Raw genomic sequence first — 14,929 nt, forward strand, 5'->3', positions numbered from 1 at the left:
CCTGGACCATCGGGTAACCTGGCCAGGTTGCCCGGGCTGCGCCTGGCGGCGACCTCATGAACGTTTCAATCCCAGGAGTATCCCGTGGCTAGCGTGTGCGACGTCTGTGGCAAGGGACCGGGCTTCGGCCACAACGTGTCCCACTCGCACCGGCGGACCAACCGCCGCTGGAACCCGAACATCCAGTCGGTGCGTACCCCGGCCGGTGGCGGCAACACCAAGAAGTTGAAGGTCTGCACCTCCTGCATCAAGGCTGGCAAGGTCACCCGCGCCTGACGCGGTAGGCCCCACCCTCCACAACTCGTCATTGCCGGCGGGCCGTCACGGCCCGCCGGCTCTGTCGCGTCCGCCGACCGACGCCTCGGCGTCCCGGCGACGGGCGAGCGGTCGCCGGATCGCGGCCTCCCGACGACGGGTCGGAGCCGGGTCGCGGCGCCCGGCGACCGGTCGGAGCCGGCACGCGCCTGCCGCCGTACGCTGGTCGAGCGGGCCCGGTGACGGGTCAGAGCGCCCGGAGAGCCGTCAGAGCGTCCGGGCGAAGGAGATGCAGCCGGGGGCGTCGCGGTAGTAGCCGAAGTTGGGGATCCGCTCGTAGCCGGCCGCCGTGTACATGGCGATGGCCTCGGGCTGCTTGTCGCCGCACTCCAGGACGATCCGCTTGCGCCCGTGCTCCCGCGCGGAGCGCTCCACCGCCGCCAGCACCGCCCGGGCCACGCCCCGGCCCCGGGCCTCCGGTGCGGTGTACATCCGCTTCAGCTCGGCGGTGTCGCCCTCGTCACCGTGGCTGCGCCAGCCGCCGCAGCCGACCGGCTCGCCGCCGAGGTGGGCGACGAGGAAGGCCCCGGCGGGCGGCTCGAACTCGCCCGGGTCGACCGGGGTGTCGTCGCCGCTGCCGCCGTAGCGGGCGCCGAGTTCGGCCATTGCGGCGCGGATCAGCCGCTGCGCCACCGGCGAGCCGAAGCGCTCGGCCCGAATCTCGATCTGACTCACGAAGTAAAGGGTACGACGACGATCACGCCTTACCGGAAGTGGTCCCAGCCGCCGGGTCCGTCGTACGGCTCCCCGTCGACGGTGACGCCCGAGCCCTCCGTGACACGCCCGATGGGCCGCCAGTCGGGCGGCAGCGCCACCGCCGACGGGAAGGTCGCGGCCAGCGCGTGGTCCTCGCCACCGGCGAGGAGCCAGGTGTACGGGTCGACGCCGAGCGCCTGGGCGGCGTCGCGCATCTGCCGGGGCACCTCGAAGGCGTCCCGGCGCACGTCCACGGCGACCCCGCTGGCCCTCGCCACGTGCCCGACGTCGGCGAGCAGCCCGTCCGAGACGTCGATCATGGAGGTGGCGCCGAGCCGGGCGGCGTGCGGCCCCGCCGGATAGGGCACCTCGGGCCGCCGGTACGCCTCCACCAGCAGCCGGGGCGTGCGGAAGCCCCGGGAGAGCACGGTCAGCCCGGCCGCCGCGTACCCGGTGCGCCCGGCCAGGGCCAGCACGTCCCCCGGCCGCGCGCCGGAGCGCGTCACCGGGGGCCGGCCGCCGAGGTCGCCCAGCGCGGTGACCGCGATCGTCAGCGTTGGGCTAGCCGACATGTCCCCGCCCACCACGCTCGCGCCGACCTTCGCCGCCTCGGCGGCCAGCCCGTCGGCGAGTTCCTCGGCCCACCCCGGGTCCAGCTCCGGCGGCATGCAGAGCGCGACGAGCAGCGCGGTGGGCTGCGCCCCCATGGCCGCGATGTCGGCCAGGTTGGCCGCCGCCGCCCGGTGGCCGACGTCACCCGCGCCGGACCAGTCCCGCCGGAAGTGCCGCCCCTCCACCAGCACGTCGGTCGAGGCCACGACCCGGGTGTCGGGGGCGGCCACCACCGCCGCGTCGTCCCCGGGACCGAGCAGCACGGTCGATCCGTACGACAACCGGGCGGTCACCCGGTCGATCAGGCCGAACTCGCCGATCCCCGCGACACTCATGCCGGTCCTCCGCCGCGCTCGCTCACCGCTTCTCCTCGACCACCGATAGGGATCAGACCTGGTCCGTAAGGTACTTTCTCCCTTCGGGCCGCTCGGAGGCGGCGACGGACGGAGGTCGACTCGTGGTACAGGCGTACATCCTCATCCAGACGGAGGTCGGCCGGGCGCGTGACGTGGCCGGCCTCATCTCGGATCTTGCCGGCGTGGTACGCGTCGACGCCGTCACCGGGCCGTACGACGTGGTCGTGCTCACCGAAGCCAACACCGTCGACGAACTCGGCAAGCTCATCGTCAGCAAGGTGCAGATGATACCCGGCATCACCCGCACCCTCACGTGTTCGGTGGTGCGCCTGTAAGTGGACAAGACGACTGACACTCCCGTGACCGATTCCGTCCAGCCGGACGGGGCCGCCACCGACCGGCCGGCCCCCGACCGTACGACCCGCAGCGCCGCCCTGATCGCGACGCTCGTCGCGCTGCCGGTCACCCTGCTGGTGGGCGGCCTCGCGTTCGCCCAGTTCTCCCCCGACGAGCAGGCCGAGCCGGCCGCCTCGCCGAGCGCCACCGTCGCCGGCCCGCAGTCCACCGCCCCGGTCGAGATGGCCGCGCCGGCGCTGGCCGAGCGGCCCGCCACGGTCTGCCGCGCCCTGCTCTCCCAGCTGCCACCGACCGTCGGCGACCTGGCGCAGCGCCCGGTCACCGCCGGCCCCGAGCAGAACGCCGCGTACGGCGACCCGGCGGTCACCGTGGCCTGCGGCGGCACCGAACCAGCCGTCGGCGAGACGGACGAACTGCTCATCGTCAACGGCGTCTGCTGGCATCCCACGCAGGCGACCGACGTCACCGTCTTCAGCACGCTGGACCGGGAGACCACGGTGACCGTCCGGGTGCCGGGCGCCTACCAGCCGCCGGCCAAGTGGCTCCCCCTGATCTCCGACACGGTGGTGGCATCGGTGCCCTCCGGCGGCGACGCCCCGAGCGGCTGCCGCAACTGACCCTCCCCGGCCCCGCCCGCCACGGGCAGGCCGGATCGGGACGAGGGCGAGGATCCGTTCTCGCCGCGGTGGGCGTCGCCACCCGTCCCGCCCGCGCTGGCGGCCGCCGCACGGCGGAGAGGCCCCCTCCTGAACGCCTGCCGGAAGGCAGGGTGTCCGGCGCGTTCGTGGGCCCGGTTGGCCACGCGGACCGGTCTGCTGAGCCCGGCGCCAGCGTTCCGGGTTGGCGAACCGACCTATCGGTAGGTAGGTTGATGGCATGACCTCTCCCGCCGTCAGCGTCACCGACCTGACAAAGTCCTACGGAGCCCGCCACGCGCTGCACCACCTCTCGCTGACGATCGGACGCGGCAGCCGCACGGTGGTGCTCGGCCACAACGGCGCCGGCAAGTCCACGCTTCTGGAGATCATCGCCACGCTGCGCGCCCCGACCTCCGGCACGGTGACCGTCGAGGGGCACGACGTGGTCACCCGGGCCCGCGAAGCGCGCCGGCTGATCGGCCTCACCCCGCAGTCCAACGCCCTGGACCCCCTCGCCACCCCGGCCGAGGTGCTTGCCTTCCAGGCTGCCGCGCTCGGGCTCGGCCGCCGCGACGCCACTCGCCGGGCACGGGAACTCCTCGATCTCTTCGGCCTCGGGGAGCATGGCGAGACGCGGATCTCGAAACTGTCCGGGGGAACCCGACGCAAGGTCGACCTCGCCGTGGCTCTCGTGGCGGAGCCACCCGTCGTGATCCTCGACGAACCGACGACAGGTCTCGATCCGCTCAGCCGCCTCGACTTCTGGCACGAGCTCAAGCGACTCAACCAGGACGGGAGAACCCTCCTGGTCTCGACTCAGGATCTCCACGAGGCGGACGTCCTCGCCACCGACATCGTGGTGCTCCGCGACGGCACGGTCGCCGCGCAGGGTTCCCCCGGGTCGCTCAAGCAACGCGTGGGGGAACGCACCCTGACCCTGGCGCTGGCAGACGCGGACACCGCGCGGAGGCTGCTCCGCACCTCGCAAGCCCCGTTCCGCGCCGCACCCGACGAGCCGCACACGGTACGCCTCGCGCTTCCCGACACCCCGGGTGCGCTGAAAGTCGCGCTCGACGACATCGGCCGGGTCGCGGGTGGGGTGAGCGAACTCCGCCTGAGCGAACCCTCACTTGACGATGTCTTCATGGCACTCGCCGCTCGCTGACCCGAACCACACGACTCTCCGGAAGGACACCATCGTGGCACTCCCCGCCGTCCCGCTCGCCCCCGCGCGCAGCGCCGCGATCCCGGTCACCGTCGCCGCGATCCGCCGCTCCACCCGGGTCGTCCTGCGCTCTCCGGCCCTGCTGGTCGCCCCGGTCGCACAGTCGCTGTTCTTCCTGCTGGTCTACTCCGGGCAGCTCGGCACCGTCGGCAGCAACTATCTCGCGGGCGGCAGCTTCATCTCGTTCCTGCTCCCGCTGATCCTGCTCACCGGCGTCGCCACGGGCGCGGGCGCCGCAGGCACACTCGTCCTCGGGGATGTCACCAGCGGATACCTCGATCGGCTCCGCCTGGCGCACGGCACATCCGCCCCGTTCCTCGTCGGCGCCGTCGTCGCGGCCCTCGTCGCCGTCACCATCCAGATGGTCGTCACGATCGCCGGGGCCGCGCTCATCGGCTACCGGCCGCAGAGCTGGTCCGGCACGGCTGCGATGATCCTCCTCCTGCTGGCGCTCGGGTTGGGTGTCGCTCTGCTCAGCATCGCGGTGGCGATCCGCACCGCGTCGGCAGCGAGCACCAATCTCGTCACCCTGGGCGTGTTCGGGCTGTCCTTCTTCACCGGGGTGTTCGCTCCGGTGGACGAGCTCGCCGGATGGATGCGTGCGATCGCGACCTTCAATCCGCTCACCTACATCGTCGAGGCGGCCCGTACGGTCGCGAGCGGCGCCGCGCTCCCGGCCCCGCCAGTCGCTCTCGCCGTCCTCGCTACGCTGGTCGGCACCGGGGCCGCCGCATGCGCCCTCGCCCTCGACCACGCGCGGAGGAACCGATGAGCCCCACCGCGGACACCCGCGCGCGGATCATGGATGCATTCGGCGAGCAACTGGCGGCCACCGGCTATCCAGGGATCTCGCTGCTCGGCGTCGCGCGGACGGTCGGCATCCAGAAGCCGTCCATCTATCACCACTTCCCGGGCGGCAAGGAAGAGCTGTACGCGGCCGTCGCGGTGAGATTCGTCGAGCAGCTCCACAGCCGCATGACCGCGGCGCTCTCGATGGAAGGGCCGACGGAGGACAGGTTGCGAGCGCTCGCGGTCGTCTCGGCGGAGCACTCCACCCACACCATCTCGTTCGAGCAGCGCATCTACGACGCGCTCGACCACGTCTCGGAGGAGACGAGAACGGACGTGTCGCGCCGGTACGTGCGTGGCGTACTCGATCCCGTCGTCGCGCTCTTCGCCCGTGCGGTCGAGGCAGGAGACGTCTCAGGGGATCCCTGGTTCCTCACGAACGCCTTCCTGCATCTCGCCCGCGCGACCGACACGAAGACGCCGGACGGAGCGGCCCAGGTCGTCGCCCTGTTCCTGAACGGCGCCCGGCCCCGCTGAGGAACGGACCGGCTGGCCGCTGAGGGACGGACCGGCTGGCCGGTGAGGGACGGGCCGGCTGGCCGGCCTGCCGACCCGGGTGGTGGGCGGCTGGGCCAGCCCAGCACCTTCGGACCGGCCCTGCCGCACGGTCAGTGCAGGCCGGTGCCGCGGTGCAGGGCGGTACGGATGAGGCGGTTGACGAGCTTCGGGTACTCCAGCCCCGACGCCGCCCACATCCGGGGGAACATCGACGTCGGCGTGAAGCCCGGCATCGTGTTGATCTCGTTGAGGTAGACGTCCAGCTCCGGGGTGACGAAGAAGTCGACCCGGGCCAGGCCGGCGCAGTCGAGCGCGGTGAAGGCGCGGGCGGCGTACTCCTGGATCTGGCGGGTCACCCGCTCGGGCAGGCCGGCGGGAATGTCGTACTCGCAGGCACCCTCGGCGTCGATGTACTTCGCCTCGAAGTCGTAGAAGTCGTAGTCGCCGACGACCCGGACCTCGGCGAGCACCGACGCCTCCGGCGCGCCGCCGGCCTCGCCCTCCAGCACACCGCACTCGATCTCGCGGCCGACGACCGCCCCCTCGACGAGCACCTTCGGGTCGATCTGGCGGGCCGTGGCGACGGCGGCGTCCAGGTCCGCCCAGTCGGTGACCCTGGTGATGCCGAACGACGAGCCGGCCCGGGACGGCTTGACGAAGACCGGCAGCCCGAGCCGTTCCTTCTCCGCCTCGCTCAGCGTCATCCCGTTGCGCAGCACCGCGTAGGGCCCCACCGGGATGCCCTCGGCGACGCAGAGCTTCTTGGTGAACTCCTTGTCCATGGCGGCGGCGGAGGCGAAGACGTTCGCGCCGACGTACGGGATGCCGGCCATCTCCAGCATGCCCTGGATGGTGCCGTCCTCGCCGTAGGCGCCGTGCAGCACCGGGAAGACCACGTCGACGTCGGCGAGCGCCCGGGGGCCCTCGGTGGGGTGGAACACCATGAGCCCGTTGCCGGTCGGGTCGGCGCGCAGCACGATGTCGGTGCCGGACTCGGCGGTGATCTCCGGCAGGCGACGCGCGGTGATCGCCAGCTGGGCGGGGTCGCCGCTGGTCAGCACCCACTGGCCGGCGCGGGTGATGCCCACCGGCACCACCTCGAACTCGTCCGGGTCGAGTGCGCCGAGCACGCTGCCGGCGCTGACGCAGGAGATGCCGTGCTCCGGGCTGCGGCCGCCGAAGACGATCGCCACGCGGGTCCTGCCTGGGGTGGTCACTGCGTCACCTCGTTCGTACGCGACTGCTCCGGTCGGGTCGCTCACGCGGTTGACCTTACTGTGCGTGGCGGGTGCCGGCTGCCGATACCCGGGGACCGCCGGACGACACGGCAATCGGTCAACAAAGGATATACGTTGCGTAACCGCCCGTACGGCCACGGTAGCCGCCGGTCCGGCGGAGGCAGCCGCGGGACCGGCCCCGCCGCCGGCGCGGAATCCGGGACGGTGACGGCACCCGGTGCCCACTACGCTGCACGTCCTATGAGCGCTGATCCCCTCATCGAGTCCCTGTTGGCGGCCCTGGACGCCCGCCCCGACGACCTGCCGCTGCGCGTGCACCTCGCCGGACTGCTGCTGGACGCCGGCCGGGCCGGGGAGGCGATCGCACAGGTCGGGCAGGCACTCGCCCGGGATCCGGGCAACGCGCAGGCGCAGGCGTTGATGCAGCGGGCGCTGGGTGGCTCCGTACCGCCGCCGGCGTCGACGCCGCCCCCGACGGACCCGCAGCCGCCGACGCGACGCCCGGCCCCGGCCGACGGTCCGGCCGCGACCGCCGACCAGGATCCGCTCGCGGCCTACGAGCAGGAACTGGCGGACGTGGTGCCGCCGCGCTTCGCCCGCGCCGGCGACGAGCCGGAGTCGGTCACCGGCGACTCCGACCGGGTGTACGACGTGGAGACCTCCGGCGTCCGGCTGGCCGACGTGGGCGGCATGTCGGCGGTCAAGGAGCGGCTGGAGTTGGCCTTCCTCGGCCCGCTGCGCAACCCGCAACTGCGCAAGATGTACGGCAAGAGCCTGCGCGGCGGCCTGATGCTCTACGGCCCGCCCGGCTGCGGCAAGACGTTCCTGGCCCGGGCGGTCGCCGGCGAGATGGGCGCGAAGTTCCTCTCGTTGTCCATCGTGGACGTGCTCGACATGTGGCTGGGCAACTCGGAGCGCAACCTGCACGAGCTGTTCCAGGCGGCCCGCCGCAACGCCCCCTGCGTGCTCTTCCTCGACGAGGTCGACGCGCTGGGGCACAAGCGCTCACAGACCAACTCCAGCTCGATGCGGACGCTGGGCAACCAGTTGCTGGCCGAACTGGACGGCATGGAGGGCAGCAACGAGGGGGTCTTCGTGCTGGCCGCCACCAACACGCCGTGGGACGTGGACCCGGCGCTGCGCCGGCCCGGGCGGCTGGACCGGGTGGTGCTGGTGCTGCCGCCGGACGCCGAGGCGCGCCGGTCCATCCTGGAGTACCACCTGCGGGAGCGGCCCATCGCGGGGATCGACCTGCGGAAGATCGTCGCGGCCACGGAGGACTACTCGGGCGCCGACCTGGCCCACCTCTGCGAGACGGCCGCCGAGTTCGCGATGGCCGACTCGGTACGCACCGGCGAGGTGCGCATGATCGAGCAGCGGGACCTGGAGCGGGCGGTCAAGGAGGTCCGGCCGTCGACGAAGCCGTGGATGGCCACCGCCCGCAACGTGGCGATGTTCGCCAACGAGGGGGGCACCTACGACGACCTGGTCGCCTATCTGAAGGGGCGCAGGATGCTGTGACGCCGGACGGCCCGGCGGGGCGCCGGGCCGCGCCTCCCGCCGGGCCGGGCCGCCTGCCGGATGGTCTTCCGCCCGGCGGGGCCGCTCCGGCGAACGCACGCACCGGGGGTCAGCCGCGCGCGTGCCGCCGGCCGATGGCGATCACCTTGACCCGCTGCCGGCCGGCCCGCACCATGCCCAGCGCCATGAACGCGCCCGCGATCCGGTCGGCCGCCTCCCGGCTGCTCGCCCCGACCACCTGACGACGTCGCTCGGGACAATTGCGTTCGTCGCGGCCGGTGCCCTCGGCCGGTCGCACATCGGTGAGCACCACCAGGAACCGCGTCATCGGTGCCCGCCGGCGCGGTCGGCGCGGGCCTGTCGGGCAGTACGCACGTCGAATCCCTTCCGGCTGGCGGGCCACGGAGGGCGTGGCACGCGGCGATCGGGTACGGGGGAGAAACCCGATCACCGCGCGCCCCATCCCCTCCGGTCACTCACCACCACCGTCGCCACGACAACCGGCGGTGAGGACGCGATGACAGACTGACATGTCCACAGCCATGAATGCAACTCTCATCGGCGTTCTCTCATCTACACCTTCCCGGCAAGATGTGCGACGATCGATGCATGGCTCCCAAGACCGCCCGTGCCCGGCGACTGGGCATCGCGCTGCGTACCCACCGGGAAGCCGCCGGCCTCACGCTGGAGGCGGCGGCGGACGAGATCAGCAGCACCCGCAGCACCCTGTCCCGCTACGAGAACGCGCAGACGCTGGTCAGCCCCGCCACCGTGCGCGCCCTGCTCACCCTCTACCGGGTGGGCGCCGACGAGGTGGCCGCCGCCGTGCAGCTGGCCAAGGACGCGCGCAAGCCCGGCTGGTGGGTGTCCTACTCGTACCTGCTGGACCGGCGCACCATCGACTTCATCGCCCTGGAGGCGGAGGCGACCGGGATCGCCAACTTCGAACCGTCGGTGGTGCCGGGTCTGTTGCAGACCGCCGACTACATCCGGGGCGTGATGCGGGGCGGCCCGCACACCCTCAGCGACGACGAGGTGGAGCAACGCGTCCAGCTCCGGTTGGACCGGCAGGAGCGGCTCATCAGCGACCAGCCCCCGATCCTGGACGCCATCATCGACGAGGGCGCGCTGCTGCGGCCCGTCGGCGACCGGTCGGTGATGGAGTCGCAGCTGCACCACCTGGTCAAGATGGGCGAGCTGCCCAACATCACGGTCCAGGTGATCCCGCTCGCCGCCGGCTACCACCGGGGCACCAGGGGCTCGCTGCACATCCTGGAGTTCGCAGATCCGGAGGACCCGATCATCGCCTCGGTCGAGACGGTGGCCGGGCAGATGGTCCTCGACCGGCCGGGCGACCTGCGTACCTGCACCAAGATCATGGAGCACCTGCGGACCGTCGCGCTCAGCCCGGCGGACAGCCGCGACCAGCTCGTTCAACTCCTGAAGGGACGGTAGGACATGACACCGACGATCAGCGCGGCGCTGGCCGTGGCGCGGTGGCGCAAGAGCAGCCGCAGCGGCGACGAGGGGGCGTGCGTGGAGATGGCGGTGCTTCCGGGGACGGTCGCCGTACGCGACTCGAAGGACCCGTCCGGCCCCGCCCTGCTCTTCCCGCCGACCGCCTGGGCCGCCTTCGTCGGGGCGCCGCCCGGCCACTGACCCTCCCTCCGAAGAGGCGCCGGCGCGCCCGCTGACCACGTCGCGCCGGCGCCCTGCCGGCGGCGGTCCCACCGTTGGGAGCCGGTGGGGCCGTCGCCCGGCGGGTCAGCGCGCCGGAAAGGCAGGTGGGCTCGGCCCGCCGGAAAGACGAGTGGCTCGGCCCGCCGGAAAGGCGAGTGGGTCAGCGGCCGGATCGGCGGCACGGCGGAGCCGGGCTCAGCGCGGACGGCGGGCCGTGACGGCGGTGGCGTCCCGCTCGTCGTCGTGGCTCACCGTGGGATGCAGGCCCACGGCGGTCAGCGCGGCGCACAGGGCGTCCACCTGTGCCTGTCCCGCCTCCACCACCAGGTGCCCGCCCGGGGCCAGCCAGCGCGCCGCGCCCTCGGCCACGCGGCGCAGCACCGTCAGCCCGTCCGGCCCACCGTCGAGGGCCACCGGCGCCTCGTGCAGCCGGGCCTCCGGCGGCATCAACGCCACCGCCGCCGTCGGCACGTACGGGGCGTTGGCCAGCACCAGGTCCAGCCGCCCCCGCCAGCGCACCGGCAGCGGGTCGTACAGGTCGCCCTCGAAGACCGGGACGGCCAGCGGGGCGAGGTTGCGCCGGGCGCAGGCCACGGCGGCGGGGTCCACGTCGGCGGCGGCCAGCCAGCGTGGCGCGAGCCTGCGGGCCAGCGCCACGGTGGTCGCGCCGGAGCCGCAACACAGGTCCACCACGGCCGCCGCCGGCCCGGTCACCGCGACGGCGGCGTCGACCAGCAGGGCGGTACGCGCGCGCGGCACGAACACGCCGGGGTCGACGGCGATCCGTTCGCCGCAGAACTCCGCCCAGCCGAGCACGTACTCCAGCGGCGCCCCGGCGACCCGGCGGTCGACGAGGCCCGCCAGCGCCTCGACCGAGTCGGCGGCGGCGATCAGCAGCTCCGCCTCGTCCTCGGCGTAGACGCAGCCGGCGGCGCGCAGCCGGTGCACCAGCGCGGCCCGGTCGGGGCGGTAGGCGGGCCGGTCGGGGCCGTGGGAGGAGACGGTCACCGGGAGCCTCCGGGGCGCCTCGTCCACGCCCCCGGGCCGGGGGCGTCAGCCGCCGCGCTCAGCGGCTCGCGTCCAGCGCGGCGGCCACGTCGGCGACCAGGTCGACGGGGTCCTCGATCCCGCAGGAGAGCCGGACGAAGCCGGGCGGGGTGTCGTCGCCCCACTGGGCCCGCCGGTCGGCGGTGGTGTGCAGGCCACCGAAGGAGGTGGCCGCGGCCACCAGCCGGGCCGCGTCGAGGAACCGCGCCACCCGGTCGGCGTCGCCGAGGTCGAAGCAGAGCACCCCGGGGATCCGCCGCATCTGCACCGACGCCACCGGGTACGCCGGGTCGCCGGGCAGCCCCGGCCAGCGCACCCCGGTCACGTCGTCCCGCGCCGCGAGCAGCTCGGCGAGGGCCTGCGCGTTCGCCGTCTGCCGGCCCAGCCGCAGGTCCAGGGTGGCCAGCGAGCGGTGCGCGAGCCAGGCGTCGAACGCGCCGGGCACCGCCCCGGTGGCGTCCCGCCAGGCGGTGACCGCGTCCCGCAGCTCGGGCGAGCGGGTCGCGACGTAGCCGATCAGCAGGTCGGAGTGCCCCGTCAGGGCCTTGGTCCCGGAGGCCACCACGACGTCGGCGCCCAGGTCGAGCGGACGCTGCCCGAGCGGCGTGGCCGTGGTGTTGTCGACGGCGACCAGGGCACCGGCGGCGTGTGCCCGGGCGGCCAGCGCCGCCACGTCGGCGACGTCCAGGCCGGGGTTGGCCGGGGTCTCCAGCAGCACCAGGCGTACGCCGTCGAAGTCCGGGTGCGGGCCCTCGGTCGGGGCGAGGAGCACCCGTACGCCGATGCCCTCCAGCGTGTCGGCGGCGAAGGCGCGGACGGAGAAGTATCCGTCCGACGGGAGCACGACGGTGTCGCCCGGCCTCAGCACCGTCAGCAGCAGCCCCGTGATCGCGGCCTGCCCGCTGGCGAAGACCCGGCAGTCGCCGCCCTCCAGTTCCCCGACCGCCGCCTCCAGCAGCCGCCGGGTGGGGTTGTCCGGCCGGCCGTAGCCGTCGCGTGCCGCCGCCGGCCCCGCCCACGGGTCCAGGTGGTACGGCGCCGCGAACACCGGCCCGGGCAGGAACGGCTGGCCGGGGGCCGGCGCGGGCAGACCGGCGTGGACGCAGCGGGTGCCGTCCTGGTGTTCGGCCATGTCCCTCACTCCGGTTTGGTGGTGCGGCTCATCAGGGCCCCGACGGCGAGCCGCGGGTCCATGCCCTCGTGGCAGACCAGCTCGACCTGCTCGGTGATCGGCATCTCCACCGCGTGCGCCCGGGCCAGGTCGCGCAGGGCCAACGCGCTCTTGACGCCCTCGGCGGTCTGCCGGGTGGCGATGCGGGCCTCCTCCAGGGTCGCGCCCCGGCCCAGGTGCTCGCCGAAGGTGCGGTTGCGGGCCAGCGGCGACGAGCAGGAGGCGACGAGGTCGCCCATCCCGGCCAGGCCGGCGAAGGTGAGCGGATCGGCGCCCAGGGCCACCCCGAGCCGGGCCGTCTCGGCCAGCCCCCGGGTGACGATCATGGCCCGGGTGTTGTCGCCGAAGCCCATCGCCACCGCGATGCCGTACGCCAGGGCGATGACGTTCTTCACCGCGCCGCCCAGCTCACAGCCGATGACGTCGTCGTTGGTGTACGGCCGGAAGTAGGGCGTGGTGATGGAGCGCTGCACCTGCGTGGCCCGGTCGGCGTCGGTGCAGGCGACCACGGTGGCGGCGGGCTGCTCGGCGGCGATCTCCGGGGCCAGGTTGGGGCCGGAGACCACCACCACCCGGTCCGCCGCCACGCCGGTGGTCTCCACGATCACCTCGCTCATCCGCCTGGTGGTGCCCAGCTCGATGCCCTTCATCAGCGACACCAGGGTGGCGTCCGGGTGCAGGTGCGGGGTCCACCCGGCCAGGTTGCCGCGCAGCGTCTGCGACGGTACGGCCAGCACCACCAGCTCCGCCCCGGTGATCGCCTCGGCGGCGTCCCCCGTCGCCGTGACCCGGGACGGCAGCAGCACGTCCGGCAGGTACTCCGGGTTGCGCCGCTCGGCGCGGATGGTGTCGGCGATCTCCTGCCGACGGGCCCAGACGGAGACGTCCCGGCCGGCGTCGGCCAGGATCTTGGCGAACGCGGTGCCCCACGACCCGGCCCCCAGCACCGCGACGTGGCCGCTCACGCCGTCGCCCCCGGGCGCCGTCGCTCGCCGGCGGGGCGGGCAGTGCGTTCCCACAGTGGTGGCGGGGTGCCGCCCCGGATCTCGGCGAGCATGTCACGAAGGCGCAGCATGATGGTGTCGGTCATCTCCTCGAGGACGGCTCTCGTCGGGGTCGCCCCGGACCAGGGGCCCAGGTCGACGGGGGGTCCGGCGACCACGGTCACCGGGATGCGGGGGCGGGGGTTGAGCCGGGAGCGACGCGGGTCGAACATCCGCTCCGGGCCCCACATGACGAGCGGAACCACGGGCGCCCCGGTGGCGAGCGCGAGCCGGGCCGCGCCGGTCTTGCTCTTCATCGGCCACAGGTCCGGCTCGCGGGTGATGGTGCCCTCCGGGTAGATCACCACCGCGCCGCCCCGGTCGAGCGCGGCGACGAGATGGTCGAGCGACCGCACCGCGTCCACGGTGTCGCGTTCGACCGGGATCTGCCGGCACCGGTGCAGGATCCAGCCCATCACCGGGACCCGGAACACGCTCGCCTTGCCGAGGAACTGCGGCCAGCGGCCGGAGTCGTAGATGAAGTGCGCAGCGACGAGCGGGTCGGCGTGCGAGATGTGGTTCGCCACGATGATCACGCCGCGGTCGCCGCGCAGGTGCTCCATCCCCCGCCAGGTACGCCGGGTCCACATGATCAGCACCGGCTTGACCAGCACGACGGCGAACCATTGCCAGAACCCCAGCCTCGGCCGTGTCACCCACGCCTCCTCGTGCCGCCCCGCGCCGCACCGGATCCGCACCCGGTGACACCCGCAGCGGAAATCATGCCTGTTCGACCCCGGTCCGGCCAGAGAGGGTACCGCCCTCCGGCTGGCAGGATGGCGGTGTGAGTCAGCCGAGGTGGACCGTGGTGGTGCCGGTGAAGCGCCTCGCCGCCGCGAAGAGCCGGCTGCGGGGGGCGCTGCCGGCCGTACCGCACGAGGAGCTGGCGCTGGCCCTGGCCGCCGACACGGTCGCCGCGGTGCGGGCCTGCCCGGCGGTCGCCGGGGTGTTCGTCGTCACCGACGACGCCCGCGTGGCCGAGGTCGCGCACCGTGCGGGCGCCCGGGCGGTGCCCGACGCCCCCGGCGCCGGGCTGAACGCCGCCTTCCGGCACGGCGCGTCGGTCGCCGCCGACGGCTGGCTGGCGGGGCTCACCGCCGACCTGCCCGCGCTGCGCCCCGCCGAGTTGGCGGCGGCGCTGCGGGCGGCGCAGGCCGCACCCCCCGGCGTACGCCGGTACGTGGCCGACGCCCCCGGCGAGGGCACCGTGCTGTTGACCGCGCCGCCGGGCGTGCCCCTGGATCCCCGCTTCGGGGTCGGCTCCGCCGCCGCGCACGCCGCGAGCGGGGCGCTCGCCCTCACCGGGGAGTGGCCGAGCCTGCGGCGGGACGTGGACACCGCCGACGACCTGGCCGAGGCGGCCCTGCTCGGGCTCGGACCCCGCACGGCCGCGCTGGCCGCCGGCTGCCCGGCCTGAGGGGCGTGTAGCGTGCGGGACATGCAGGGCACGGTGGCCACCTACGACGCGGCGACCCGCAGCGGGACGCTGCTCCTCGACGACGGCACCGAGCTGGCCTTCCCGGCCCGCGCGTTCGACGCCTCCGGGCTGCGGCTGCTCCGCCTCGGCCAGCGGCTGCGCGTCGAGACCGACGCGACCGGCGGGGTGGTCCGGGTGACATTGCCGACCATGGCCTGAGCGGCTGGCGGAAGTTCATTTTGCGTTAACCGCATCCGGGTGATTAT

19 protein-coding genes are annotated in these 14,929 nt (G+C 74.0%); 11 read left to right on the forward strand and 8 right to left on the reverse strand.

Translation table 11 applies throughout. The features are described from left to right. The first annotated feature begins 84 nt into the window (after window positions 1–84). Window positions 85–276: a 50S ribosomal protein L28 gene (gene rpmB, locus ACGFIG_RS18870; protein ID WP_011905179.1), complete on the forward strand. Its 192-nt coding sequence runs from the start codon at window positions 85–87 to the stop codon at window positions 274–276. Between the two features lie 246 nt (window positions 277–522). Here the strand turns inward: rpmB and ACGFIG_RS18875 are convergent, their stop codons facing one another. Both ACGFIG_RS18875 and ACGFIG_RS18880 read right to left on the reverse strand, forming a co-directional pair. Beyond that, window positions 523–990, reverse strand: a complete 468-nt coding sequence (locus ACGFIG_RS18875; protein WP_393004450.1) for a GNAT family N-acetyltransferase — start codon at window positions 988–990, stop codon at window positions 523–525. 29 nt (window positions 991–1,019) lie between these two features. After that, window positions 1,020–1,958: a thiamine-phosphate kinase gene (locus ACGFIG_RS18880; protein ID WP_393004453.1), complete on the reverse strand. Its 939-nt coding sequence runs from the start codon at window positions 1,956–1,958 to the stop codon at window positions 1,020–1,022. 122 nt (window positions 1,959–2,080) lie between these two features. On the opposite strand from ACGFIG_RS18880, the gene ACGFIG_RS18885 reads away from it, so the two are divergent. From ACGFIG_RS18885 to ACGFIG_RS18905, 5 genes are all read left to right on the forward strand, one after another. Further along, window positions 2,081–2,314, forward strand: a complete 234-nt coding sequence (locus ACGFIG_RS18885) for an Lrp/AsnC ligand binding domain-containing protein (RefSeq protein ID WP_393004455.1) — start codon at window positions 2,081–2,083, stop codon at window positions 2,312–2,314. 24 nt (window positions 2,315–2,338) lie between these two features. Continuing rightward, entirely contained in the window at window positions 2,339–2,953 is a 615-nt protein-coding gene (locus ACGFIG_RS18890; RefSeq protein WP_393004457.1) for a DUF3515 family protein, read from the forward strand. A gap of 259 nt (window positions 2,954–3,212) precedes the next feature. Further along, on the forward strand, window positions 3,213–4,139 hold the full coding sequence (locus ACGFIG_RS18895) for an ATP-binding cassette domain-containing protein (protein ID WP_393004459.1): 927 nt from the start codon (window positions 3,213–3,215) through the stop codon (window positions 4,137–4,139). 34 nt (window positions 4,140–4,173) lie between these two features. Beyond that, entirely contained in the window at window positions 4,174–4,971 is a 798-nt protein-coding gene (locus ACGFIG_RS18900) for an ABC transporter permease (protein ID WP_393004461.1), read from the forward strand. After that, entirely contained in the window at window positions 4,968–5,525 is a 558-nt protein-coding gene (locus ACGFIG_RS18905; RefSeq protein ID WP_393004463.1) for a TetR/AcrR family transcriptional regulator, read from the forward strand. The genes ACGFIG_RS18900 and ACGFIG_RS18905 overlap by 4 nt, the downstream gene beginning before the upstream one ends. A 131-nt stretch (window positions 5,526–5,656) precedes the next feature. On the opposite strand, the gene ACGFIG_RS18910 is transcribed toward ACGFIG_RS18905, so the two are convergent. After that, a complete protein-coding gene (locus tag ACGFIG_RS18910; RefSeq protein WP_393004465.1) occupies window positions 5,657–6,763 on the reverse strand; it encodes a D-alanine--D-alanine ligase family protein in 1,107 nt (368 codons plus the stop codon). A gap of 261 nt (window positions 6,764–7,024) precedes the next feature. On the opposite strand from ACGFIG_RS18910, the gene ACGFIG_RS18915 reads away from it, so the two are divergent. Continuing rightward, the gene (locus ACGFIG_RS18915; RefSeq protein WP_393004467.1) at window positions 7,025–8,305 is read left to right on the forward strand and encodes an AAA family ATPase; all 1,281 of its coding nucleotides are present in this window, start codon (window positions 7,025–7,027) and stop codon (window positions 8,303–8,305) included. Window positions 8,306–8,414: 109 nt separating this feature from the next. Here the strand turns inward: ACGFIG_RS18915 and ACGFIG_RS18920 are convergent, their stop codons facing one another. Next, window positions 8,415–8,633 (reverse strand): hypothetical protein, encoded by a 219-nt coding sequence (locus ACGFIG_RS18920; protein WP_393004469.1) that lies wholly within the window; start codon window positions 8,631–8,633, stop codon window positions 8,415–8,417. Between the two features lie 281 nt (window positions 8,634–8,914). Between ACGFIG_RS18920 and ACGFIG_RS18925 the strand changes: the two genes are divergently transcribed. Together ACGFIG_RS18925 and ACGFIG_RS18930 are read left to right on the forward strand one after the other, a co-directional pair. Further along, the gene (locus ACGFIG_RS18925) at window positions 8,915–9,760 is read left to right on the forward strand and encodes a helix-turn-helix domain-containing protein (RefSeq protein WP_393004471.1); all 846 of its coding nucleotides are present in this window, start codon (window positions 8,915–8,917) and stop codon (window positions 9,758–9,760) included. 3 nt (window positions 9,761–9,763) lie between these two features. Next, entirely contained in the window at window positions 9,764–9,964 is a 201-nt protein-coding gene (locus ACGFIG_RS18930; RefSeq protein WP_393004473.1) for a DUF397 domain-containing protein, read from the forward strand. A gap of 216 nt (window positions 9,965–10,180) precedes the next feature. Here the strand turns inward: ACGFIG_RS18930 and ACGFIG_RS18935 are convergent, their stop codons facing one another. Genes ACGFIG_RS18935 through ACGFIG_RS18950 form a run of 4 tightly spaced genes read right to left on the reverse strand, consistent with a single transcriptional unit; the run spans window position 10,181 to window position 13,902 of the window. After that, window positions 10,181–10,993, reverse strand: coding sequence for a putative protein N(5)-glutamine methyltransferase (locus ACGFIG_RS18935; protein WP_393004475.1), 813 nt, complete (start codon window positions 10,991–10,993; stop codon window positions 10,181–10,183). Between the two features lie 58 nt (window positions 10,994–11,051). Then, complete coding sequence (locus tag ACGFIG_RS18940; RefSeq protein ID WP_393004477.1) at window positions 11,052–12,164, reverse strand: cystathionine gamma-lyase; 1,113 nt, start codon at window positions 12,162–12,164, stop codon at window positions 11,052–11,054. A gap of 5 nt (window positions 12,165–12,169) precedes the next feature. Then, the gene (locus ACGFIG_RS18945; RefSeq protein ID WP_393004479.1) at window positions 12,170–13,168 is read right to left on the reverse strand and encodes an NAD(P)H-dependent glycerol-3-phosphate dehydrogenase; all 999 of its coding nucleotides are present in this window, start codon (window positions 13,166–13,168) and stop codon (window positions 12,170–12,172) included. Continuing rightward, window positions 13,165–13,902 (reverse strand): lysophospholipid acyltransferase family protein, encoded by a 738-nt coding sequence (locus tag ACGFIG_RS18950; RefSeq protein WP_393004481.1) that lies wholly within the window; start codon window positions 13,900–13,902, stop codon window positions 13,165–13,167. Before ACGFIG_RS18950 ends, ACGFIG_RS18945 begins: the two co-directional genes overlap by 4 nt. A 128-nt stretch (window positions 13,903–14,030) precedes the next feature. Here ACGFIG_RS18950 and cofC point away from each other — a divergent pair, with 128 nt between their 5' ends. Further along, complete coding sequence (gene cofC, locus ACGFIG_RS18955; RefSeq protein WP_393004483.1) at window positions 14,031–14,663, forward strand: 2-phospho-L-lactate guanylyltransferase; 633 nt, start codon at window positions 14,031–14,033, stop codon at window positions 14,661–14,663. Window positions 14,664–14,684: 21 nt separating this feature from the next. Continuing rightward, window positions 14,685–14,882, forward strand: coding sequence for a cold-shock protein (locus ACGFIG_RS18960; protein ID WP_393004485.1), 198 nt, complete (start codon window positions 14,685–14,687; stop codon window positions 14,880–14,882). Window positions 14,883–14,929 lie beyond the last annotated feature (47 nt).

Source organism: Micromonospora sp. NPDC049048 (assembly GCF_043197615.1).
Taxonomy (GTDB): Bacteria; Actinomycetota; Actinomycetes; order Mycobacteriales; family Micromonosporaceae; genus Micromonospora.

Bases quoted from the DNA above. Each gene is read 5' to 3' on its own strand.
- ACGFIG_RS18880 (WP_393004453.1), bottom strand. From the start codon at position 1,958: ATGAGTGTCGCGGGGATCGGCGAGTTCGGCCTGATCGACCGGGTGACC.
- ACGFIG_RS18895 (WP_393004459.1), top strand. From the start codon at position 3,213: ATGACCTCTCCCGCCGTCAGCGTCACCGACCTGACAAAGTCCTACGGA.
- ACGFIG_RS18905 (WP_393004463.1), top strand. From the start codon at position 4,968: ATGAGCCCCACCGCGGACACCCGCGCGCGGATCATGGATGCATTCGGC.
- ACGFIG_RS18915 (WP_393004467.1), top strand. From the start codon at position 7,025: ATGAGCGCTGATCCCCTCATCGAGTCCCTGTTGGCGGCCCTGGACGCC.
- ACGFIG_RS18920 (WP_393004469.1), bottom strand. From the start codon at position 8,633: ATGACGCGGTTCCTGGTGGTGCTCACCGATGTGCGACCGGCCGAGGGC.
- ACGFIG_RS18925 (WP_393004471.1), top strand. From the start codon at position 8,915: ATGGCTCCCAAGACCGCCCGTGCCCGGCGACTGGGCATCGCGCTGCGT.
- ACGFIG_RS18930 (WP_393004473.1), top strand. From the start codon at position 9,764: ATGACACCGACGATCAGCGCGGCGCTGGCCGTGGCGCGGTGGCGCAAG.
- ACGFIG_RS18940 (WP_393004477.1), bottom strand. From the start codon at position 12,164: ATGGCCGAACACCAGGACGGCACCCGCTGCGTCCACGCCGGTCTGCCC.
- ACGFIG_RS18960 (WP_393004485.1), top strand. From the start codon at position 14,685: ATGCAGGGCACGGTGGCCACCTACGACGCGGCGACCCGCAGCGGGACG.